The organism is Alkalihalobacillus trypoxylicola (genome assembly GCF_001590785.1).
Taxonomy (GTDB): Bacteria; Bacillota; Bacilli; order Bacillales; family Bacillaceae_D; genus Alkalihalobacillus; species Alkalihalobacillus trypoxylicola.
Map to the genome: position 1 here is coordinate 788 of NZ_LTAO01000036.1, position 21,511 is coordinate 22,298.

Genomic DNA, 21,511 nt, shown 5'->3' on the forward strand with positions numbered 1-21,511 from the left:
CAACACCAGGTATCTTTTCAATCTTAGGTAAAAGATCTTCTTCTACCGTATTCGTTAAATCTACAATATCTTCCGCAGAGCTACTGATGCTCAATGCTACGACTGGCATCATATTCATACTAATGGCCGTAATTTGTGGCTCTTGAGCTCCCTCTGGCAAAGTTACATTAGACAAAGCAGATTCCAATTGTCTCTTCTTTTCATCCATATCAACTCCATAATCATATTCAACTTGGATACTTGCCATGTTCGAATACGAATTGGAGTAGACCGATTTTACATCCTCTAAGTTCTCTATCGTTTTCTCTAGAGGTATCGAAACACCCTTCATAACCTCTTCTGGAGTTGCGCCCGGATAAACATCCATGACCATTAAATAGGGAAGCGAAATATCTGGAAGTGTCTCCATTTTCATTCTTGTACTTGAATAAATCCCTGTAACAATGATAATGATGGTTAGTAACCAAACTGCGAGCTTGTTTTTTAGAACAAAATTGACTAAACTTTGCATATTACACCTACCCCTTATAATCTATATCTAAATCTAATTATTAATATTAATGACCAACCGGTCATTTGTCAAACAAAAAAGAATGTAAAAAGGAGCGTGCAAAAAGCAGATGGATAAGAAAAATTTGATTATAAAAAAAGCACTCAAGCTTTTTGCTGAAAGAGGAACAGAGGCAACATCCATTCAACAAATTACCGATTATTGCGGGATATCCAAGGGAGCTTTTTACTTACATTTCAAATCAAAAGATGAGCTAATTATTAGTCTAATCGAACAGTTTTCTAAACAAATAATATACGATATTGACCAATCAGTCATAAATCATGCAAATTCTAAAGATGTACTTTATGTTTTTTACAAAACATCTCTACAATCTCTAGAAAAAAATATTTCCTTTACAAAGATATTTGTAAAAGAACAAAATCACACTTTTAACAATCAATTATTGAACATTATAAGCAAATTTGAACGGCTCATGAAAAAAAATATTTATGATTTGTTAAATCAAGTTTATGGAACGAAAATCGAAAAAAATAAATACGATTTAACCTATTGTATGTATGGACTTATTACTATTTATTCAAAGCTTTTTTTAGTCTATAAAATTCCAGTTGACTTTGAAAAACTTGCTCATTCTTTAGTTGAGATGACAGATATTTTAGCTCACCATGTAAAAAACCCTTATTTAAACTTTGATATTGACGAATTTATGAATACAAAATTTGAAGTAGATATTTCTAGTAAACAGCTGACTTATCTTATAGAGGAAGCATTAGATTCAATGAAATCAAATAAAGGTAGAGAAATCGAAGAAGAATCTTTACAGCTTTTACATAAGCATTTAAAGGGAGAGCAAACATTGGCGAATGCTATCATTAAAGGACTTTATGAAAATATTCGTCAGCAACAGGAATACAAAGAATTATCATATTTATTGCGTATTTATTTTAATTTCTAATCTCATCAACGAATGTTCTTATTGTATGTTAGATCTTCATAAAATAACCAAAAAAGCTGCTCAATAGGGTTCGTGAATTCCTAGCGAGCAGCTTAATCTTTCATTATGCTTGTTTATTAACGGTGAAATTTTCTTCTATCAGCAGCCAATTTTGTGGAAAGTCCCATCCTAATACCCAATAAAAAAAGCCTCTTAGTTGAAATTCCTTTATTAAATCAAATTTCGCTTGAATACTTCTAGCATCCTCAAACCATACCTCATGTTGTTTCCCAGCTTCATCCCAATAATTAAAGTAAGGAGATTGAGCCTGTTCGTCAAATAATATTTCCGCCTGATACTTGAAAGCAAGTTCAATCGCATCTTGATGATCAATCGCTTTAGCCCTCGTTTCTCCTTGGACATAAGGAAGAGTCCAATCATACCCGTACAAAGGAATACCTAACATGATTTTATTACTAGGCATCACAGATGAAGCATATTCGACCACTCTTCTTACTTGGTTAATTGGAGCAACTGCCATTGGAGGTCCACCCGTCCAACCCCATTCATAGGTCATTAAAAAAACAAAATCTACAATCTCTCCCTGAGTAGCATAGTCATGACCTTCATATAATACGCCTTGCATCCCTTCCATTGTTTGGGGTGCTAAAGCACTTGATAAATAAGCATTTTTTTCATCTAAACGAGTTCTAGCCTTTCGCAATAATTGATGATAAGGCTCTCGATTTTCCGCCCCTAAATATTCTAAATCAAAATCAATTCCAGCATAACCTTTTTCATCTAAAATCGATATCGCTTCATCCAATAATTTATTTTGCAAATCTTCACTTTGCAAAACAGTTGTAGCGATATCCGTATCAAATGCACCTTCTTTTAAATTTGTAATAACCATTAATGGTGCAACATTCTGATTTTTGGCAGCTTCAATAGTAGGCTGATCATTAATAGGGGTTAACGTTCCATCTGCATTTAATTCATAACTAAAAATCGTCACAAAAGTTAAATACTGCGCCACCTCAGATAATACTTGAGGTGAATTTTCACCAGTAATATTTAAATCTACATAAGCTGATACATCTACTACCGGCTTTTGTCTTGCTAAGGTTGGAATAAAGAGCGGATAACCAATTGGGATACTTTCATTCCCTCTTAGTTGATTAGCCCTCAAAATCGATTCTACCGTCACTTGATAATATTCGCTTACCTTCAAGAGTGTATCACCTTGTTTTATTCTATGATAACGTCCTGAGGTAGGAATGATTAAAGCTTGCCCTACTACTAAAGCATTCGGATTTTGCAATTGATTTGCATCACTAATCATTTCTACGCTAACTCCATACGAATTTGCTAGTTGCCAGATGCTATCTCCTCTTTTAACAACATGTATTTGCACCATCTCACTCCTCTTCGGTTTTCCATATCTCCTTTAGCCTATGTATAAGCCTAGCCACATGTGCATAATGTTATATTTGAGTAACTGATCATTACTCTTTATTGAACACTTCAAAAAACTCCTACAGGCTTTGACAGAGCGAGATACAATCCCTATTACGATCCAATTAAGGGGATTTACCCCAAAAAGAGTGATAAAGTTGGGTATAAAATACGAAAATGACTATAATAATCTCAAACTGAACTTTTGAATTCCACTTTCAAAGCTTCCTAAGGAAATAAATTACCCTTTTACTCCTCCTACCGATAAACCAGAAATAAAATATCGTTGGAAAAATAAAAACAAAATAATAACAGGCAATACAGTCATAACTGAACCAACTATCAATACGTCATAATTATTTCCATACGGAGTAAGCAAGGTAGCTAAACCTATTGGTAAGGTAAACATGTCATTAGAACGTAAAACAACTAAAGGCCATAAAAAATTGTTCCAACTTCCTAGCCCTTGTAAAATAGCCATCGCTGCAAAGGAGGGGAGCATTAAAGGGGCCATTATCTTAAAGAAAATCCCATATTCATTACAACCATCCATTCGAGCTGCCTCCATGATTTCCTTAGGCAATCCTAGCGCATATTGTCTAAAGAAAAACACAGCAATGGGGGCGACAACCATAGGCAATATGACCGCTGTATAGGTATCGATTAGCCTTAAAGTAGTCATAAGCTGGTAAAGTGGAAGCATTAATATTTCAAAAGGAACCATTAAGATTAGTAAAACTAAAATAAAAATGAGTTGGCGCCCCTTAAAATGATAAACAGCAAGAGCGTAGCCTACCATGGATGAAAAAAATAAAGAAAGAACAATAACAAGAATTGAAATTAGTAAGCTATTCCCATACCATGTCCAATAATTTCCTGCTTGAGTGAATATATGTTGATAATTGGAAAAACTTAATGATTCTAGCGGTATAAATAAAGTTATTCCATTTCTCATTAAGTCTGATGAAGGTCGAAAAGATGAAACGATTAAAGAAATCAAAGGAAACATTGCTACAAACCCAATAAAAGCCATTATTAAACTCATCAGGATTACTAAAATTTTATTCTTCTTCATCTCCTCAGTCCTCCTTCTTGAGCGCACCGAAAAACTTTAATTGAACGATGCTAACCATAAAAATAATACTCATTAAAACCACACCTACAGCAGAGCCAAATCCTAAATTGTTCATTTGAAAGCCTTGCTGATAAATATACCCTACGATTGTTAGTCCGATATTTCCAGGAGATGAATTTTCCCAAAATACAAAACTTTCTTCATACATTCTAAAACCATTAATAATAGTTAGAGTGGTAACGTATAAAGTTACTGGTTTTAACAAAGGTAAAGTAATATGGTAGAACCTTTGAAAAATACCGGCACCATCTATTTCAGCTACTTCATAAAGCTCTTTAGGTATATTAGCTAACCCAGCCATAAAATAAATGATATTTACGCCAATCCACCTCCAAGAAGCTAATAAAACCATTAAAAACATACCCGAAACTGCACCATACCTCCATTGCACTGGGTCAAACCCTAATAAACCAATAATTGTATTTGCTATTGCGGTATCGGATTCACCAAACATTAAACGGAATACGACCCCTGCTACGATGACGGAAGTCAGAGCAGGAATGAAAAGCGCAGCTCGAAATATGGAGGATAACTTTATAAAGGAGGATTTTAATAGAATAGCAAGAAAAATAGGAATCGCTACTAAAATGACTGTCGTTAATAGTACATATACCGAGGTGTTAAACAAAGCCCTAAAAAAAGTCGGATTCAAAATACGCTCATAATTAGTAAAGCCAATGTATGAATTTTGACCAGGCAATATACTTTGAAAACTCATTGAAACACCATTTAATAATGGATATAAAAATAGCAATAAAAACGAAAGGATAAAAGGTGATACAAACACATATGGAGCGAATTTTTTCGATTGAACGATTCTTTTCCATCGTTTTTGTTTAGATGGATTTTTTTTATCTACTACAGACTCCATTGTAAATTCCTCACTTCCTAGACTAATTAAAGGAGTAAGATAAACTGACGCCATCATACTCCTTTCTCAATTTTATTGATTTCGTATTTCATCTGCTGCTAAACGAAGGGCTTCTTCTGCTGATTGAGATTGAGCTCTCAATACATTGTTAAAAACAGTTGTCGTCAGCAGTTGCTGTGCTATTGGATTTTTCTCTGTAATATTAATAGAATTTATTTCATCTCTCACATCTAAAAGAGTGTCAAAAATATCGTCACCGAAGTATTCATAGTATTTATTACTTTCTCTTATTTGTTCACTATCCCATATTTTCCACATTGGAGGATCAAACCCCATAATCTCCCAAAGAGCAAGGTTCCCTTCTTCAGATAACTTCGCGTAAGCTAAAAAATCTTTTGCTAATTGAGGATGCTCTGTTTGATTCGTAACAACAGTTCCAGTACCTCCAGCTCCTGCCGAGCGATTCCCACCTTCTGTCCAGCTTGGCATTGGTCTAATAACCATTTTCCCTTTTAAATCTTCCATATAATCTGTGAATCTTCCCATATACCACATTGGCATGATTACAGATGCTGCGCCCCCATCATTCATAAAACCATAATATTCTTCAGAGTGATGTCCTCCTCCTGGAGCTATCTCGCCAATTTCATCTTTATATATTAAATCTGAAAGAAAATCTAATGTTTTAATATTTATTTCGTTATCTAAAATAACTTCTCCAGTTTCATCAAAAAAATCAGATTCTTGTTGGGCTAATAATGGCCAATATGACCAATAATCCTCCGTTTCTATCGTAAGCATTGGAGTACCTGTTTTCTCTAATACTATTTTACCTGCCTCTACATAGTCATCCCAAGTAACAATAGATTCAATATCAACTCCTGCTTCATCCATAATTTCCTTATTGTAATAAGCTACGGTTGCTCCGACATGTGTAGGAATGCCGTAATAAATTCCATCCTTAGAATAAATATCAAAACGAGATTGGATAAAATCATCTAATACAGGCTCTACATAGTCATTCATCGGTAAAATTTGCGGTTCTCCTTGTAAATAATTTGGGAATCTACCAAGTTCAATATCCGCAATATCAGGTGCTCCTGTCCCTGATTGCAAAGCCAACAGAAGATTGTTATGCATATTATCATAAGGATACGTCTCCGCTGTTAATGTAATTGGATTATCTGGAAATTCTTCATTCCATCTAATTACCGCGTCTTCATAAATTCTCATATGCAGCTCATTAAAAGTCCAAAAGGTAAGCTCTGTTGCCCCTTCTATATCTTCCCCTATTACCTTTGTTTCATCTGCATCTCCCTCAGAATCTGAACTACATCCCATTGCAAGAAATAAAAATAAAGAGATCATTAAGCTAGAACTAAATATACGCTTCATTTAAATCCTCCTCACAAGTTTTTTAAAACCCAAAGAGTCTTCCTATTTAACTTCCTTAATAAAAACACTAATAAGTATGTATATTTAAAAAGGATTGAGTATTTTATACATCTTACTATGACAACGCTTACTTTATTACAAGTTATCCTAATTCATGATAATAAAGTTAATTAATTTATGTATTTTATATCCAGTGAATTTTTTCTATCTATTTGATAGGGTTATACTAAAGAAAATATCTTTCAAAATTTATTGAAAAGGAGTCACAATGAAGACATACTTCGCAGATTTTCATATCCATATTGGAAGAACAAACTCTGGTCGCCCAGTTAAAATAACTGCCTCGCCTTCCCTCACACTGGAAAATATTCTGTATGAAGCTAGTCAAGAGAAGGGCATTGATATAGTCGGTGTCATCGACTGCCATGTTCCTGAAGTTCTTGATACATTATCACAATTAATAAAATCTGGGACATGCTTAGAGCTTGATGAGGGCGGAATTCGTTTTTTAGATACTACATTGCTTCTTGGCTCAGAAATAGAAATTTACGACGATACATGTTCAGGACCTATACATGTCCTTATTTTTCTGCCAACACTAGAAGCTATGAAGCAATTTTCAGATTGGTTAAAACCGAGAATGAAAAATCGCACTTTAAGCTCACAGAGAATTTATGAGTCAGGCATTCAACTTCAACAGAAAGTCAAAGAATTAAATGGGTTATTTATCCCAGCTCATATTTTTACTCCCTTTAAAAGCCTGTACGGAAAAGGTGTAAAGCATTCTTTAAAAGAAGTTTTCGATCCTACCCTGATAGACGCCGTTGAACTAGGTTTAAGCTCAGATACCGAAATGGTGAAACAGATTAAAGAATTAAACTCATATACGTTTTTAACTAATTCAGATGCACATTCTTTAGCCAAAATAGGAAGAGAATATCAAAAGCTTTGTTTAAAAGATGCGAGCTTTAAAGAAGTGAAATTAGCATTGTCCAATCAAAAAGGACGTTATATAAAAGAAAATTACGGGCTAAATCCAAAATTAGGGAAATATTATCTTTCTACCTGTGAAAACTGCTCCCAAACGATTAACATTAATCATTTTGAAAAATGCTCTGTTTGCGAGCATCCACGATATGTTAAAGGAGTTAGGGATCGATTAACTGAGTTAGAAAAAGACCCTTCACTAACCGTCGAACGCCCTCCTTATATTCATCAAGTACCGCTAGAATATATACCTGGGCTTGGGCCGAAAACGTTAGAAAAGCTTAAAGACCACTTCAAAACAGAGATGGATATTCTCCATCATGTTAGCTTGGAGGCATTTGACCAGGTCATATCACCTAAAATCAGTAACTACATTATTCAAGCCAGAAAAGGAATGCTTCAGGTAAAGGAAGGAGGAGGAGGTAGCTATGGAAAAATAAAATCCTAATACTAAAATGATCGTGCACCAATTAGACGGATGCTCATATGATAACTATAACTCTCTAGCTCTCATGACTTACTTATGAATAAAATAATGCCCCCGACCTTAACAAAGTCGGGAGCATTGATACTTATTTTTATTATAATTGTTTTTCTTTTATTTTATTTTCCTCTTCTAATTCTTCATCAAGCACTTCTTGTACTTCTTGCTTTGCATTCGGATCTTCTTTTGAAAGAAACCAACCACCTAGAGCTATCAACACAAGAACGATGTAGAAGAATAGCTTCCATCCAGTTGAATGAGCAAAATCTTCTGGAATAATCGCCAAATCTGGATGTGATAAAGTGAGAACCATTAATTTAACCCCAACCCATCCTACTATTAAAAAGGCAGCTATCTCTAGACCAGGTTTTGCGTGAAGAATTTTAACGAACCATGTAGCTGCAAATCGCATAATAATAACACCAATTAAACCACCTGTTAGAATAACGAAAAATTGTCCAGCATCCATTCCCCCAATTGTACCCAAACCAGTTGCCGGAAGTGCGATAGCTAATGCTACTGCAGCCAAAATTGAATCGACGGCAAAAGCAATATCAGCTACCTCTACTTTTAATACGGTTAACCAAAAACCAGATTTTCTTTTCGGTTTTTTATTATCTTTATCTATCCTATTTTTAAATACCACTTTTCTTATAATATGATTTAATGCAATTAGAAGTAAATATAAACCACCTATCGCTTGCACCTGCCATACATCTACTAAGAATGAAATGGCAAATAAGGAAGCAAATCTAAAGATAAAGGCCCCTGCTAATCCATAAAACAAAGCTTTTTTTCGTTCCTTTTCAGGTAAATGCTTGACCATAATCGCTAGAACTAAAGCATTATCTGCCGCTAAAATCCCCTCTAAAATAATTAAAATAAGCAATACCCAACCGTATTCTGCTATTAATGAAAAATCCATCGATAAATGACTCCTCTCACTTTAACCAAATTACTTTATTATTTTCTTTTTATGTTTTGCTTTTGTCTCATGAATCATTCGGTCAAGTAAAAAACCGATTATGACTACATCATCCAAATATCCAAATCCAGGAATAAAATCTGGAATTAAATCAGCGGGTAATAAAAAATATCCAATAATCCCTAAAGAGTAAAACCATTTACGGCGATTACTGACTTCCTTTGAGCGATAAAATTGAAATAATACAGGAAACGATCGCCAAAAAGTAAAAATAAATGCCGCTCTCTTAAAAATTCTTTTCACAAGTTTTACTCCTTTCTACCTGTATTTACTAATCGGGGAGTGCCTCCTTTCTCAACTAAAAAAACCTTCACCGAATGGCGAAGGTTTACAAATAGATAGACCTTTACCATCTTCAGTAAAGGTCTTGCTAACAACAAAGTTGCCAACAAAGCCGAGAGTGTTCAACACTCCGTAATGACGACTTTGCTGTAAAAGCTACTCCCCTTTAGGAGGTTTATTCAGCTGTAATATAATATCATTACTGTAATCTAAATCGGCAAAACTGTCAATCATTTTTTAAATAATCCGCTTCTTACTCTAGTAAGACTCTAAATGCTGTAAAGACAAAATGATAGTATCTACTAATTGTGGAATATCATTCATTTGTTCTTCATCTATTTTCCGATCAAAGGTAATATGAACATTACTCGTTAGATTATGTTCATTCTTTGGGTATTGGAATGATATCATTTGTTGAATAGACAACGACCTTTTCCAAACTTTTCTTAAGGTGCTATCTATTTTTAAGCAATCTGATTCGTCGCTAATCGGTATGTTGAACCTAATATGTAGATCACAGCCAGGCTTCCCGTTTTCATCTTCTAGAATTTCCATCGCTAAATTTTCTAAATCAGCCATTAGCAATACTTCAGCACTTATCGTTGCAGCTTGAACGAGTTTAAACTGAATAGCAAAACTTCTTGACAGCTTTGCCAGCTCCAGATGCTCTGAACGATTCGTTATGACAATTTCTTGGTCCAAGTTATCTAAATCATAAAGATAATTTTCGATTCCTACTTTTAAATTTTCAAATATAGTTGGATCAAACATCATTTATCCTTTCTCGTGTCCAAAAGCTTGGTTCACTTGATATAAATTCAAATCGATTTCCACTTCCATTCCTAGTACTAATTGAGCCAACTGCTTCCCTAAAAAAGGACCTGCTGTTAAGCCACTTGAACCAAGCCCATTGGCAACATACATTCTCTTGTAGCCCGGAACTTCCCCTAAGATAGGCAAAAAATTGGGTGCTACCGGTCTGAAGCCTACCCTTTGATTTTTTAGCTTACTTTTTTGAACGATAGGAGCAACATTCATTGTCTTTGATACTATTTCATTAAAAGCTTCAACAGTTGGATTTATATCAAATCCTACATGATTTTCATGTGTTGTTCCCGCTAATAACTCTCCAGATTCAGAAGTCATCATGTACAAAGCAGATGGTGCCATAATGACCGGCCAATTGCTTGTATCATCATCGTTCAGTTGCAAATCCAATAGCTGAGCCTTCTGTGGCTCTATATTAAATTGTAAACCTAGAGGCTCAAATATTTCTTTTCCCCAAGCCCCTGTCGTAACTATAACTTTTTCAGCCTGCAAGAATTCACCGTCAACAGATACTCCCGTTAACTCATTTCCAGTTACCTTAATAGCGGCAGCCCCTTTTTTAAAAGTAGCTCCCTTTTTGATCGCGGCACGTAATAATGATTGGCACAGCTCCAAACCATTTACCTTTGCTCCTCTCATCATAAAGGCACCATATAATGGAGCTTTGAGGAAAGGCCAACGCTCCGCCACCTGTTCAGGGTGTAATTTTTCAATTTCTCCAATCTCGGGAGCACTCTCTTTTCTTTTATTGGCAATCTCTATAATTTTATCTATTCTCTTTTCCTCGTGATGAATGTTTAAGACACCTGTTTGTTCATACCCAGTATGTAATTCCCCACCATTTTTTAATTCCTCTATAAGCTTACGATAATAAAGGGCCCCATTATGGGCTAAATAATACCATGCTTTGTTTCTTCTTTGTGATAACCAAGGGCATATAATCCCAGCTGCAACATTTGTTGCTTTTCCTAAATCGTCTCGATCTATAATTGTCACCTTCGCTCCAAGGTTTGTTAAATGAAAAGCAGCAGATGCTCCTAAAATTCCTCCACCAACAATCACAACATGTTCTTTCTTCAATCTACAACACCCCATCTCTCATCATTATTATAATCGAACCCATTTTTTAATTCATTTCTTTTAATGAAAACCGAGCGATTAGGTTTTTGATTTTCACTTTAGGTAGCTTTCCCAAGGGCTTTTCTTCAGCTAAATCCGATTACGTAGAGCGTCGTCAGAGTAAATCTTCAAACTGTGCTCATCCTTAGGAGTCACTACACCCGTTACAATCAACGAGCGAATTCGCAAATATTAAGGACATTTTTATCATAAATGCCTTTTTAACAAAAGAAAAAAAAATTGAAACAAAAAACTTGAAAGTCAGAAAAGGTCAAAGTATAATATAGTCAACAAAGGTCAAATATAGTCAAAGTCAAACTATAGTTTGATCATGTGAAAATTAAAGGAGGAATACGCATGTTATGTCAAAAATGTCAGCAAAATGAAGCGATGATACACATTAAATTGCAATATAATCAAACAAGCCAAGATTTAAAATTATGCTCAAGCTGTTATCAAGAAATCCAGAAAAGCAACAAGATTCCTTCAGGGTTTCATGATCAATTCCCATTTACTATGGGAGAATTTGAGTCTTTCAATTCCCATGCAAACGAACCATCATTTTTTAATAAACAATCAGCCTCTACTCAACAAGGTAGAAAACAAGGAAACGGATTTTTAGATCAATTTGGTCATAATTTAACGAACGCAGCCAAAGCAGGATTAATCGACCCTGTTATTGGTAGAGATGAAGAAATTAAGCGTGTTATTGAAATCTTAAATAGAAGAAATAAAAACAATCCAGTACTTATCGGAGAACCAGGGGTTGGGAAAACAGCTATTGCAGAAGGTCTTGCTTTAAGAATTGTCGAAGGAAATGCCCCTGCAAAACTTCTAAATAAAGAAGTAATCTCACTTGATGTTGCTTCCCTAGTTTCAAACACAGGAATTAGAGGTCAATTTGAAGAACGAATGAAGCAGCTAATTTCCGAATTGCAGCAACGTAAAAATGTCATACTCTTTATAGATGAATTACATTTAATTGTCGGTGCTGGATCAGCCGAGGGCTCTATGGATGCTGGTAACATATTAAAGCCTGCATTAGCTCGAGGTGAACTACAGTTGGTTGGAGCCACTACCTTAAAGGAATATCGAGAAATTGAAAAGGATGCGGCCTTAGAAAGAAGATTTCAACCTGTCACTGTCAATGAGCCTAGTATAGATGAAAGTTTACAAATCTTAAAAGGAATTAAAAAGAAGTATGAAGAATTTCATTCGGTTAGCTATTCTGAAGAAGCTTTACGGGCATGTGTCACCTTATCCCAAAGATATATACAGGATCGCTTTTTACCAGACAAAGCAATCGATTTAATGGATGAAGCTGGCTCTAAATTAAATCTGCAATTAGGAGCCTTAGATGAAGAAGACCTTACTAAAAAGCTTCAAGACATACAAATAGCTAAAGATGCAGCAACCAAGAAAGAACAGTATGAGAAGGCTGCGAAGCTAAGAGATCAGGAAAAAGCATTAGAAAACCAACTAAAAAATCAAAACAATACCGTCGAGAAATTACAGGTTACCATTGAACATATTGAAGAAATAATCGAAAAGAAAACAGGAATACCTGTAGGAAAAATTCAAGAGAATGAATCGACCAAAATTAACTCTTTACAAAAGCATTTAATGGATAAAGTAATCGGACAGAACGAGGCTGTCGAAAAGGTTGCAAAAGCGATAAGACGTTCGAGAGCTGGTCTAAAAGCTAAATACCGCCCGATTGGTTCCTTTTTATTCGTTGGGCCAACCGGAGTTGGAAAGACGGAATTAAGTAAACGGCTTGCTGAGGAATTATTCGGCTCTAAAGAGTCGATGATACGCTTAGATATGAGTGAATATATGGAAAAACATTCGGTATCTAAATTAATTGGGTCTCCTCCAGGCTATGTCGGACATGAAGAAGCAGGACAACTAACTGAAAAAGTTAGAAGAAATCCTTATTCGATTATATTGTTAGATGAAATTGAGAAAGCACACCCTGATGTGATGCATATGTTTTTACAAATTCTAGAGGATGGTCAGCTAACAGATAGTCAAGGCAGAAAGGTAAGCTTTAAGGATTCAGTGATTATTATGACCAGTAATGCTGGAGTTGCCGTCAAAAAAATAGAGGTCGGATTTGAAAATCAATCAGCTGTGCGTGAAGCATCCATCCTTGATTCTTTATCAGATTTTTTCAAGCCAGAATTTCTTAATCGTTTTGATAATATTATCGAGTTCAAGCATCTTGAAAAAAACGATTTAATACAAATTGTTGATATTATGCTATCCGATTTGAAAGAGATGGTAGCAGAAAAAGATATTGAGTTACAGGTGACTGCTTCAGCCAAGGAAGCATTGGCAGAGCTAGGTTATCATAAAGCATTCGGTGCTAGACCACTAAGAAGAACGATACAAGAGCAACTAGAAGACAAAATAACAGACATTGTATTAGACGACGAGCAAGCTACTGTTATAACAGTAGATGCACCTGATCAATCTATTGTAGTTAGCAGTAACTCAGAAAATCATAGCAGCATCTCAAACTAATGATAAAAGCCGGTTTTAGATGTTAACAAAAAATGGTGTTTAATAATAACGAACAAGAGGCTAGGACAATACCTCACGAATGAATAATTCCACACATGTTATGTCCCCGGCCGTTCGCACCCTCAAGACACTTCGCGTTTGGTTGGGAGCTGCCGAACTTACTTTTTTTAAAAGTGAATTTCGGCATGGTCACTTCCTCTCATTGGAGGCTTCGTGTCTTGTGTCCGCAGGCCTACGATTTTCATAGAGAATTTACCCGTTCAAAACCCCTTCTTTTTGCAAAAAAGGAGGGGTTTTTCGTTTTTTTGTATTCGCAAGTGAACAGCCGAAGATGTGGATTTCCTTATTCAAGAGTATTTCTCCGATTCTTTTATTGATAAAAGAGCGGAACCTCTCTCTTAATTACCTTACGAATGATAATCAGTTCGGTGCTTGATTACCGATATCGTTAATAAGACGACTATTAAAAATGAAGTAGTAGCTAAAGCACCCCAAAATGAAGAATGAGGAGGATTTATCAATAGATAGGCTGCATCTAACTGAAGTTGAATAGGACTCCATTTCATAAAGTTTGGAAGCAACATATGAAGAAGTGCAAGAATGGCTAAAATCCCTATACTTGCTCCCGCTATCCCTCCACCATTTTTTAAAAATAAACTAAGAGTAATGACTATGGAGATGACAAATGCTATCCAAATACAATAAATGAAGAAGCTAGATAAAAAAGCCCCAAAATCGATAAATTCAAACAGCTCTATCGTATAATACCAAGATAAAATGTAGCTAAGAAAGAAACCAATCATCAAAATAGTTAGTATACCAATAAATTTGCTAAGAATATATTGTAGACTTGAAATAGGTCTAATCATGATAAAGGTAATCGACCCATTATTTCTTTCATGGGATATGATATTCATTGAAGAAAGTACAAACAATAGTGTCCCTAATAACCCAAATTGTGATAAAACTCCTGCTAACACCTCAGTTGCTGACGGAGTAGGAATCTCGATGATCGTACCATCTGGTAAGCCTCCAGCAAATTCTAATAATTGCGGCATGTAGTAGGTACTTAGTGGTTGAGATATCCCTAAAATACAAAGGGCAATAGGTAACCAAATTAATTTACCATTCCTTAAACTTTCGAGCCATTCTTTCTGTACCAATACAAATCCTTGATTCATCTTTTCAACACCTCCATATAAGCATCTTCAAGGGTAGCTTCATCAGCATTGAAAGACAGCAGTTCTAAATGTTCATCGGTTATTTTTAGTATCAGTGATTGAGTATCGAAGTGATCTGTTACCTGAATCTTAACCTCATTATCACTTACATAATCGACTTTTTCGACTCCTTTTATATTTTCTAATAAGCCTTTTAACGATTGAGCCGTTTTTATGGTGATATAAGGCTTTCTTAATGTCTTTTTTAGTTCTATCAACGTGCCGTTCCACTTTAAAATTCCCTCTTGCATGATAAGGACCTCATCACAAACCTGCTCTGCATCGTGAAGAATGTGTGTTGAAAATATAATGGTTCTCTCTTTTTTCATTTCGCGTATTAATTCTAGAACTTCCTTTCTTCCTGTCGGGTCGAGGGCAGATACTGGCTCATCTAAGATTAGTAGTGGTGGTTCATGCAATATCGCCTGTGCTAAACCAAGTCTTTGCTTCATACCGCCTGAAAATCCAGCAATTCTTTTGTTATTTACCTTCATCAAGCCAACAAAAGCTAAAACTCTTTCTATTCTATCTTTAAGCTTCTTTTTATCCATTCCTTGCAGCTCGCCACACAACTTCAAAAATTCACCTGCTGTCAACCATCCAAACATCTGAGGAACCTGTGGTAGAAAACCGACGTTTGAGCGTACATCTCCTAGTTCACTATGGAAATGGATCGTTCCTGATGTTGGTGACAGCATTCCTGAAAGCATGTTTAATGTGGTCGTTTTTCCAGCACCGTTAGGACCTAACAAAGCTATACATGTTCCTTTTCTTATTTCAAAAGAAAGATTATCTACGGCTACCTCTGTTTTAAATGCTTTAACTAATTGGCTTGCTTGTAGAAGAAGATTCGGCTCTTTACTCAATCTGATTTCCTCCCACACACAAAATATAAAATAGGACCAATAATATTAATAAACACAATAATGAATACCCACATCATTTTAGGCCCTTTTGTTTCTTCTTCTTTATAACAATTGATTAAAGCAAAGGTCATTAAAATGAGTTGTAAAATTACCAGAGGAATAATTAAATTCCAATTAAAATCTATATTCATTTATTCCACTCTCCCCAATTTTTCTTGTTTTCTTTTAGACGGTATATAAACAAATAATAGGTAAAAAACAGTTGGCATAGGCAATTGTGTTAACCCCCATATCCCCCAAAACCACGGGTATTTATTTTTTTTCTTTGCGTCAATAAATAAACATACACTTTGAATCAAAAGTGCGATTATTAACAAAGGAATAAATACATATAATTCAACCGGCGTTAATTCATCAAATGAAGTATTCATAACGCTCTCTCCTCTTTTTCCTTTTCCTTTTTAAATAGTAGAAACCCTATAATCGGACCGACTGTAAAAATAACTCCTTGTACAATCATAAAGAACAGAACAGATTGAAATAAAATATAAAAAGCTGTTGCTAACAAAACGACCGCTGTTAGCAGAAAATAAGCGAGCTCCTTTAGTAATCTTTTCTTTTTTTCTAAGGCAAAATATTCCATTTTCTGATGAATTTCTGAAGGTGAAAGCTTAGAATCACCAGTAAGATTATCTAGCTTCTGCCAGTCCTCTTGTAGATTTGAAATCTTGTTTTTATTCTTATCCATCCTAACTTTCCCCCATTTCAAAAGTGGTCTCTTTTAATTTTTTTAACCCATTATGAACTCTCGATTTTACCGTACCCTCTCTCATTCCTAACATGACTGCAATTTCCTCATAGGTATAGCCATAATAATGTTTGAGTAGGATCGGCACCTTCAATTTAGGATCTAGTTCATTAAAAGAAAGAAAAGTATCACTCCAGGAAATATTCTGTTTATCTGCTAGCCAAATTATTTTTCTTGATAAATCACTCTTCAGATTAGATAATTTTCTAGCTTCTTTTTTTCTTTTTCTTAAAAAGTCCATATAGAGCCTTGTTGCTATCGAGATAAGCCAGGTTGAAAACTGACTTTTCCCCTGAAAAGTATTTAATTTTAAATAAGCTTTTAACATCGTTTCTTGAGTCAAATCCTTGCTTAATTCCTCATTTGTCGTTATTTTCAATAAGTATTTAAAAAGAAATGAATAATACCTTTCGTACAATTTGGCAAATGCCTCTTTTTCACCTAATAAAGCTTTCTCTATTAAAACAAAATCATTTTGAGTTTCCATTTGCCCCCCCATTATTTGACTTCATTTATATGACGGTACTATTATGTAGATCGTTCAAAAATATTTTTTATTTAATTGAATTCATCATTCATATCTTTTAATCAAAACTGAATGATTAGGTTTGATTTTCACTTCAGGTTAGATGCTTTCCCAAGGGCTTGTCTTCAGCTAACTCTGACTTCGCAGAGCGTCGTCAGAGTGGATCTTCACACGGCGCTCATCCTTTGGGAGTCACTACCTAGCGTTACAATCAAAAGTGATTTCGCAAACATTCAAGACAATTTTATAATGAATGGTCGGTTTTGTTCACTTATAGAGCAATGATGAAATTCACTCAAATATGCATCAATAAAAAAAGCTCAAGCCTCGAACGCATGATCAATACGTTCAAAGCTTGAACCAAAGAATTAGAGTTAAATATAGGCTGCCAATGTTTTGTTTTTCCTCATAACCCATTCATATTGATGGACTCTTAATTGGAATAGAGTCAATGGATCTCTATATACCTCTGGGTTTGATTTTAGTGTGCCTATTGCTTCATTGTTTCCTTCTATTTCAGATTGAGCTTCTTGAATGGCGCCTTGAACGACTGAATAAGGCTTTTTAAAGAACATTTGAATGTCTCGAGTCAATCCTCTTTCAAATAACTCAAACTGCATCATAAACTGTGAAGCGATATTTTCGGCAATTTGGCTAAAATCTTCACCTTCAAAAAACTTCATATACATTTTGTATAGTAAAGATTTATTTGCCGTTATAGACCCTAACCATTTACCTGAGCTTTTTAGAACTAGTTGTGAGGGGGTCATTTTGTTAAAAAGATTAATGTGCTCTAATTGAATACTCGTTGATAAGCGCTCGATATCACGTTGCCAATCATCTAAGATTCGGAAATCACCTTCTAACAAAAACTGATCACTTTCATAGAGAGAGTTAAACCCTTCTGCCATTTCTTTTAAATAAGATTGACTTCTAATAAAGGCAACATTTGAAACCTCTAACCACCTTGAAAAGGAATTAGAGAATTTCGGAATTAGCTTGCTTTCAAAATAGTGATTAAGCTTGAGCGTAGCCTCTCTATTTATTTGCTCCGGTAATGTTTTGAAGTTCGTATCCTCACGAATGAGATCCTTACATTCTTTTAGGATACTTGGAACAGCATTTTTTATATCCGTTTCCATTTCATCCTTTATTTCTTGATACGCATTTTTAATACTTTGTGATTCTTCTTTCTCTAAATCATTAACTTGATGGTGAGCAGCTTTTAATTTTTCGACCATTTCCTCATTCCAAGAGACTGAATGTAAATATTGCTTTTCCATCTCTGTTCGTTGCTCATATAAATAACCGATCACTTCTTTAATGAAATAGAGAATCTTTTTGTTTCTTCTTTGTTCAATTGGCTCTATTTTCAACATATTTTTAATAAAACCAGTGATCTCCTCTGCCTCTTTCTTTCCAGTAACCTTCGGTGAGAAGGATAACACTTTAGCATCAGAGAAATACTCATTTATCCTTGATTTTGTTTCAGCTAAGATACGGCCTTCTTCGTGCTCACTATATATGCCATCTAGTTTATTAAAAATAAAATGAACAGCTAAATCAGGGAATTCCTTTTTTACCTCTAACAAAAAGGTTCTTTCTTCATTCGTAAAGGGGTGATTTCCATTCAATACGAAAACCATATGGTCGGCAAAATTAATCATCGACTTCCAGCTATTATTTTGATTTTGATTTCTAGATAAAACTGGAGAATCAATAATTTGAAGTCCCATTTCTCGAAGAAGATGACTTTCCGTTTTTATTTCAATTAAATTAGTTACTGAAGCTTCATCCGTTAAAGCAAAATCCTCTTCCTTACTAATTGCTTGAACCGAATCTTTACCCTCTTTAATAAAATATAATGAATGATGATTTTCTTCTATTTCAAGAGAGCTTCCTATTAAGCCTTCTAAAAATGAATTCTTACCGCCTTTTAATGTTCCAGCTACCATTAAATTCTTTTGGTTAAACTGAAGAAGCTCTTTTATTACCCACTCATACTTTTGCCCAATCATTAAATCATGCTTCTTAGCCCAGTTTTCAATTTCTTGGAATAATACGAGACTTTTCTCTAGCCAATCTACACTTCCACTTACTAGTTCTAACTGTTCTTTCGCTTCGTGAACGAATTCTTCCTCTATTTGTTCTGGGAACATATCGTTCCATGACAGAACAGCGGTAACACTTAATAATTGATCCTCACTAGAGGAAATCATAAACCAATTCCTAATATGAAGAGGAATAATAGCCTCTATTTCTTTAAGAAAATACGTACCGCTTATCATTTCAAAATAAGATACTTGATAATAGTTTGATAAGAGAGCTAAGTTCTCCTGCTGTGTCCCCAATATATTTGCATATGAGGTATTAAAGACGAGTAGCCAGTCAAAATAAAGTTCCTCTCCGCGGTAGCTATCCCACAGTGTCGTTACTAATTCCTCATATTTATCTAAATTTAAGCTATGTAGTGACGTTAATAACGGCATAAAATAAGAGGGGTTTGTGGTTTTGGTTAAACCCTGCTCTACATATGACTTCACTTTATCAAACCATTCTATCGAGCCCGTTCGTATCGATTCATCAACAGCTAATTCTATAGCACTACTATAATCGCGGTACTCTTCAAAAAACTGTTTCGCCATAACCGTAACATTTGGATAATCAGGATTCCATTGCACGGCTTTTTTTATCGTTTCCGCTGCATCATCTAGCTTTTCCTGTTCAATGTAAATAGAAAATAATTGTAAAAACACTTCCGTTTTTAACGTTTCATCCTGGGTTTTTATTGATTGATACATTCTTTTGGCATCTTTTAATAAACCAAGCTGGTCATAGGCATCAGCTATATTTTTTTTCGCCCAATTTTGCCATTGTCCTTCTACCTTTTCCCACTTAAAAATAGCCGTTTCATAGTCTTGATGAATGAAATTGAGCTCTCCTTGACCAAATCGCACTTCAGATTTTTGATGATCGTCTAACTCATCATTTAAAAGTAATAAAGACAGCTGTTCGTACTCTGACTTAGAAGCAGTCTCTTGAATTAATTGTTTATAGTAATTTTTTTGGATTAAATCATGATTAATTTCCATTATATTGCTTCACCCTTTCTCACTAGACTTTAGATAATTCAGGTATTGTCTGATTTTTTATCAAAGGTCTAACTTACATTACATTATAGTATGTATTTTTTGATACTATTACTATCCTGCGATTGTAACAAAAATAATGGAGTAAGAGTTTTCATCTATATTTCATTTGTCCTACAATTAGAATACGAAAACGATATTTCAAAGAGTACTATAGGTTAAATTGATTAGTCCTCCCAATAAAATATCGCATCAAAGTTTTGATAGTGACCTAAATCATGATCGTGTTTATCAACTAAAATGGTGGGTATCTCTGTTTGAAAGCTTAAAGAATTCTTTAAGTAATCTTCTTCTAAAAAAAGAATACCGTATTCTTCTATCTGCTTCTTTAATTGTTGCCATTCCCACTGCCAGCTTTTATCAGGAAGTTCATTGAGCTCATTTCGTAATAGCCAGGTGTTATAGGTTTGCTGCTCGCTTAACACCTTTCCCGATTGATTCACAACTTTTCTAAATCCATATTCCCCTCTATTAAAAACAGCGACCGGAGCGAGACGACTAATATAAACACATATACCTTCTAAGTCTGTTTCAAAAATCGTGTTTTGTTTAGCAGCATACTCTCTTTTGGCCATTACATTCGTACCGTTTTTTAAGGTTAAAAACAAACACACAAAAGAAGCATAACCACTTCCGAAGTGTTCAAAATCTGCTTCGCAATGAAACACGCGAGATTTTTTCAACTGGTAATAGATTCGCTTTATAAAGTTTTCTATTAACCCTTCATCATCCTGATTGTACGGATAGCTTTCTCCAACACGCTGACCTTTTATCATTTTTTGTAATTGATCGGATGTAAAAATCATCTGCTACCCTTTTATAGCTCTTGAGGCAAATGATTCAAATACATGTCACGAACATTCGTATGAGAATGTAGCACAGCCATTGTTTTTTGATTAGGTTTAAAATAAATGACCGGGTAATCGATCTCACCTTTTAATGATTGCACTGGAAAGGCAAGTTTTTCTTCATTGATTGAAAATTGTGCATCAATGCCTTCTTTATTTCCTCGAGCATCTAAACGAATCCATTTCTTTATGTCGGATAAGAATACAGCATTTAAAGCATGGATGCAGTAGCCGCTTTCTGGTGTATCGAAGAGCACTAGTTTTTGATAGCAAAAACCAACTGGAATATCTTGACTTCTGAGAACAGCTGCCAATAAATTAGACTTTGCGTAACAGATGCCTTCTTTTGCATCCAATACATCTGAAGCTTTACACGTAACTATTTTCCCTTGTATATCCCAGGAATGGTCAATCTCATCTCGAACGAAATTAAATGCTTTTTCTACCTTAGCTTCTTCTGATTCTATACTTGAAAATAACTGTTTAGATAGCTTTTGAATATTTTCTGACCGATAATCGACCCATTCATCTTGCTGTAAATAAAATTTTAATTCACTAGATTCAGGATAAAATAGCATT

The 21,511-nt window shown here is 34.8% G+C and carries 21 protein-coding genes; 3 read left to right on the forward strand and 18 right to left on the reverse strand.

Annotation, left to right across the window (positions count from 1 at the left end; translation table 11 throughout):
• On the reverse strand, positions 1–511 hold a 511-nt coding region (locus AZF04_RS16550; protein ID WP_161485275.1), incomplete at its 3' end, for an efflux RND transporter permease subunit.
• A 109-nt stretch (positions 512–620) separates the two neighbouring features.
• On the opposite strand from AZF04_RS16550, the gene AZF04_RS16555 reads away from it, so the two are divergent.
• Positions 621–1,469: a TetR/AcrR family transcriptional regulator gene (locus AZF04_RS16555; protein ID WP_061949713.1), complete on the forward strand. Its 849-nt coding sequence runs from the start codon at positions 621–623 to the stop codon at positions 1,467–1,469.
• 103 nt (positions 1,470–1,572) lie between these two features.
• Here the strand turns inward: AZF04_RS16555 and AZF04_RS16560 are convergent, their stop codons facing one another.
• The 4 genes from AZF04_RS16560 to AZF04_RS16575 all read right to left on the reverse strand — a co-directional run bounded on the left by AZF04_RS16560 (position 1,573) and on the right by AZF04_RS16575 (position 6,304).
• Positions 1,573–2,862: a glycoside hydrolase family 18 protein gene (locus AZF04_RS16560; RefSeq protein WP_061949878.1), complete on the reverse strand. Its 1,290-nt coding sequence runs from the start codon at positions 2,860–2,862 to the stop codon at positions 1,573–1,575.
• A 282-nt stretch (positions 2,863–3,144) separates the two neighbouring features.
• Positions 3,145–3,978, reverse strand: a complete 834-nt coding sequence (locus tag AZF04_RS16565) for a carbohydrate ABC transporter permease (RefSeq protein WP_061949714.1) — start codon at positions 3,976–3,978, stop codon at positions 3,145–3,147.
• A 4-nt stretch (positions 3,979–3,982) separates the two neighbouring features.
• A complete protein-coding gene (locus AZF04_RS16570) occupies positions 3,983–4,909 on the reverse strand; it encodes a carbohydrate ABC transporter permease (RefSeq protein ID WP_061949879.1) in 927 nt (308 codons plus the stop codon).
• A 72-nt stretch (positions 4,910–4,981) separates the two neighbouring features.
• Positions 4,982–6,304, reverse strand: a complete 1,323-nt coding sequence (locus AZF04_RS16575; protein ID WP_061949715.1) for an ABC transporter substrate-binding protein — start codon at positions 6,302–6,304, stop codon at positions 4,982–4,984.
• 268 nt (positions 6,305–6,572) lie between these two features.
• On the opposite strand from AZF04_RS16575, the gene AZF04_RS16580 reads away from it, so the two are divergent.
• Complete coding sequence (locus tag AZF04_RS16580) at positions 6,573–7,739, forward strand: endonuclease Q family protein (protein ID WP_061949716.1); 1,167 nt, start codon at positions 6,573–6,575, stop codon at positions 7,737–7,739.
• A gap of 133 nt (positions 7,740–7,872) precedes the next feature.
• Here AZF04_RS16580 and AZF04_RS16585 read toward each other — a convergent pair whose 3' ends face one another.
• From AZF04_RS16585 to AZF04_RS16600, 4 genes are all read right to left on the reverse strand, one after another.
• Positions 7,873–8,700: a TerC family protein gene (locus AZF04_RS16585; protein WP_061949717.1), complete on the reverse strand. Its 828-nt coding sequence runs from the start codon at positions 8,698–8,700 to the stop codon at positions 7,873–7,875.
• A gap of 30 nt (positions 8,701–8,730) precedes the next feature.
• Entirely contained in the window at positions 8,731–9,003 is a 273-nt protein-coding gene (locus AZF04_RS22115) for a YkvA family protein (protein ID WP_061949718.1), read from the reverse strand.
• Between the two features lie 297 nt (positions 9,004–9,300).
• The gene (locus AZF04_RS16595) at positions 9,301–9,816 is read right to left on the reverse strand and encodes a hypothetical protein (RefSeq protein WP_061949719.1); all 516 of its coding nucleotides are present in this window, start codon (positions 9,814–9,816) and stop codon (positions 9,301–9,303) included.
• Positions 9,817–10,950: an NAD(P)/FAD-dependent oxidoreductase gene (locus AZF04_RS16600; RefSeq protein WP_235600015.1), complete on the reverse strand. Its 1,134-nt coding sequence runs from the start codon at positions 10,948–10,950 to the stop codon at positions 9,817–9,819.
• Positions 10,951–11,346: 396 nt separating this feature from the next.
• On the opposite strand from AZF04_RS16600, the gene AZF04_RS16605 reads away from it, so the two are divergent.
• A complete protein-coding gene (locus AZF04_RS16605) occupies positions 11,347–13,515 on the forward strand; it encodes an ATP-dependent Clp protease ATP-binding subunit (protein ID WP_061949721.1) in 2,169 nt (722 codons plus the stop codon).
• A gap of 407 nt (positions 13,516–13,922) precedes the next feature.
• Here AZF04_RS16605 and AZF04_RS16610 read toward each other — a convergent pair whose 3' ends face one another.
• The 9 genes from AZF04_RS16610 to AZF04_RS16650 form a co-directional block, all read right to left on the reverse strand.
• A complete protein-coding gene (locus AZF04_RS16610; protein WP_061949722.1) occupies positions 13,923–14,696 on the reverse strand; it encodes an ABC transporter permease in 774 nt (257 codons plus the stop codon).
• Positions 14,693–15,601, reverse strand: a complete 909-nt coding sequence (locus tag AZF04_RS16615) for an ABC transporter ATP-binding protein (protein ID WP_061949723.1) — start codon at positions 15,599–15,601, stop codon at positions 14,693–14,695. Before AZF04_RS16615 ends, AZF04_RS16610 begins: the two co-directional genes overlap by 4 nt.
• On the reverse strand, positions 15,598–15,792 hold the full coding sequence (locus AZF04_RS16620) for a PLDc N-terminal domain-containing protein (RefSeq protein WP_061949724.1): 195 nt from the start codon (positions 15,790–15,792) through the stop codon (positions 15,598–15,600). Before AZF04_RS16620 ends, AZF04_RS16615 begins: the two co-directional genes overlap by 4 nt.
• Positions 15,793–16,032 carry a hypothetical protein gene (locus tag AZF04_RS16625; RefSeq protein ID WP_061949725.1) on the reverse strand — a complete coding sequence of 80 codons (240 nt, stop codon included), beginning with the start codon at positions 16,030–16,032 and terminating at the stop codon, positions 15,793–15,795.
• Positions 16,029–16,349 (reverse strand): DUF5345 family protein, encoded by a 321-nt coding sequence (locus tag AZF04_RS16630; protein WP_061949726.1) that lies wholly within the window; start codon positions 16,347–16,349, stop codon positions 16,029–16,031. Before AZF04_RS16630 ends, AZF04_RS16625 begins: the two co-directional genes overlap by 4 nt.
• A gap of 1 nt (position 16,350) precedes the next feature.
• Positions 16,351–16,896 (reverse strand): RNA polymerase sigma factor SigY, encoded by a 546-nt coding sequence (sigY, locus tag AZF04_RS16635; RefSeq protein WP_061949727.1) that lies wholly within the window; start codon positions 16,894–16,896, stop codon positions 16,351–16,353.
• A 413-nt stretch (positions 16,897–17,309) separates the two neighbouring features.
• Positions 17,310–20,027, reverse strand: coding sequence for a P-loop NTPase family protein (locus AZF04_RS16640; protein ID WP_061949728.1), 2,718 nt, complete (start codon positions 20,025–20,027; stop codon positions 17,310–17,312).
• 224 nt (positions 20,028–20,251) lie between these two features.
• Positions 20,252–20,890: a hypothetical protein gene (locus AZF04_RS16645; RefSeq protein WP_061949729.1), complete on the reverse strand. Its 639-nt coding sequence runs from the start codon at positions 20,888–20,890 to the stop codon at positions 20,252–20,254.
• Between the two features lie 11 nt (positions 20,891–20,901).
• Positions 20,902–21,510 carry a transglutaminase-like domain-containing protein gene (locus tag AZF04_RS16650; protein ID WP_061949730.1) on the reverse strand — a complete coding sequence of 203 codons (609 nt, stop codon included), beginning with the start codon at positions 21,508–21,510 and terminating at the stop codon, positions 20,902–20,904.
• Position 21,511: the final 1 nt, after the last annotated feature.

Coding starts and splice junctions, on each gene's coding strand:
- AZF04_RS16630 (WP_061949726.1), bottom strand. CDS start 16,349: ATGGATAAGAATAAAAACAAGATTTCAAATCTACAAGAGGACTGGCAG.
- AZF04_RS16555 (WP_061949713.1), top strand. CDS start 621: ATGGATAAGAAAAATTTGATTATAAAAAAAGCACTCAAGCTTTTTGCT.
- AZF04_RS16580 (WP_061949716.1), top strand. CDS start 6,573: ATGAAGACATACTTCGCAGATTTTCATATCCATATTGGAAGAACAAAC.
- AZF04_RS16570 (WP_061949879.1), bottom strand. CDS start 4,909: ATGGAGTCTGTAGTAGATAAAAAAAATCCATCTAAACAAAAACGATGG.
- AZF04_RS16605 (WP_061949721.1), top strand. CDS start 11,347: ATGTTATGTCAAAAATGTCAGCAAAATGAAGCGATGATACACATTAAA.
- AZF04_RS16575 (WP_061949715.1), bottom strand. CDS start 6,304: ATGAAGCGTATATTTAGTTCTAGCTTAATGATCTCTTTATTTTTATTT.
- AZF04_RS16565 (WP_061949714.1), bottom strand. CDS start 3,978: ATGAAGAAGAATAAAATTTTAGTAATCCTGATGAGTTTAATAATGGCT.
- AZF04_RS16610 (WP_061949722.1), bottom strand. CDS start 14,696: ATGAATCAAGGATTTGTATTGGTACAGAAAGAATGGCTCGAAAGTTTA.
- AZF04_RS16625 (WP_061949725.1), bottom strand. CDS start 16,032: ATGAATACTTCATTTGATGAATTAACGCCGGTTGAATTATATGTATTT.
- AZF04_RS16645 (WP_061949729.1), bottom strand. CDS start 20,890: ATGATTTTTACATCCGATCAATTACAAAAAATGATAAAAGGTCAGCGT.
- AZF04_RS16585 (WP_061949717.1), bottom strand. CDS start 8,700: ATGGATTTTTCATTAATAGCAGAATACGGTTGGGTATTGCTTATTTTA.
- AZF04_RS16620 (WP_061949724.1), bottom strand. CDS start 15,792: ATGAATATAGATTTTAATTGGAATTTAATTATTCCTCTGGTAATTTTA.
- sigY (WP_061949727.1), bottom strand. CDS start 16,896: ATGGAAACTCAAAATGATTTTGTTTTAATAGAGAAAGCTTTATTAGGT.
- AZF04_RS16595 (WP_061949719.1), bottom strand. CDS start 9,816: ATGATGTTTGATCCAACTATATTTGAAAATTTAAAAGTAGGAATCGAA.
- AZF04_RS16650 (WP_061949730.1), bottom strand. CDS start 21,510: ATGCTATTTTATCCTGAATCTAGTGAATTAAAATTTTATTTACAGCAA.
- AZF04_RS16640 (WP_061949728.1), bottom strand. CDS start 20,027: ATGGAAATTAATCATGATTTAATCCAAAAAAATTACTATAAACAATTA.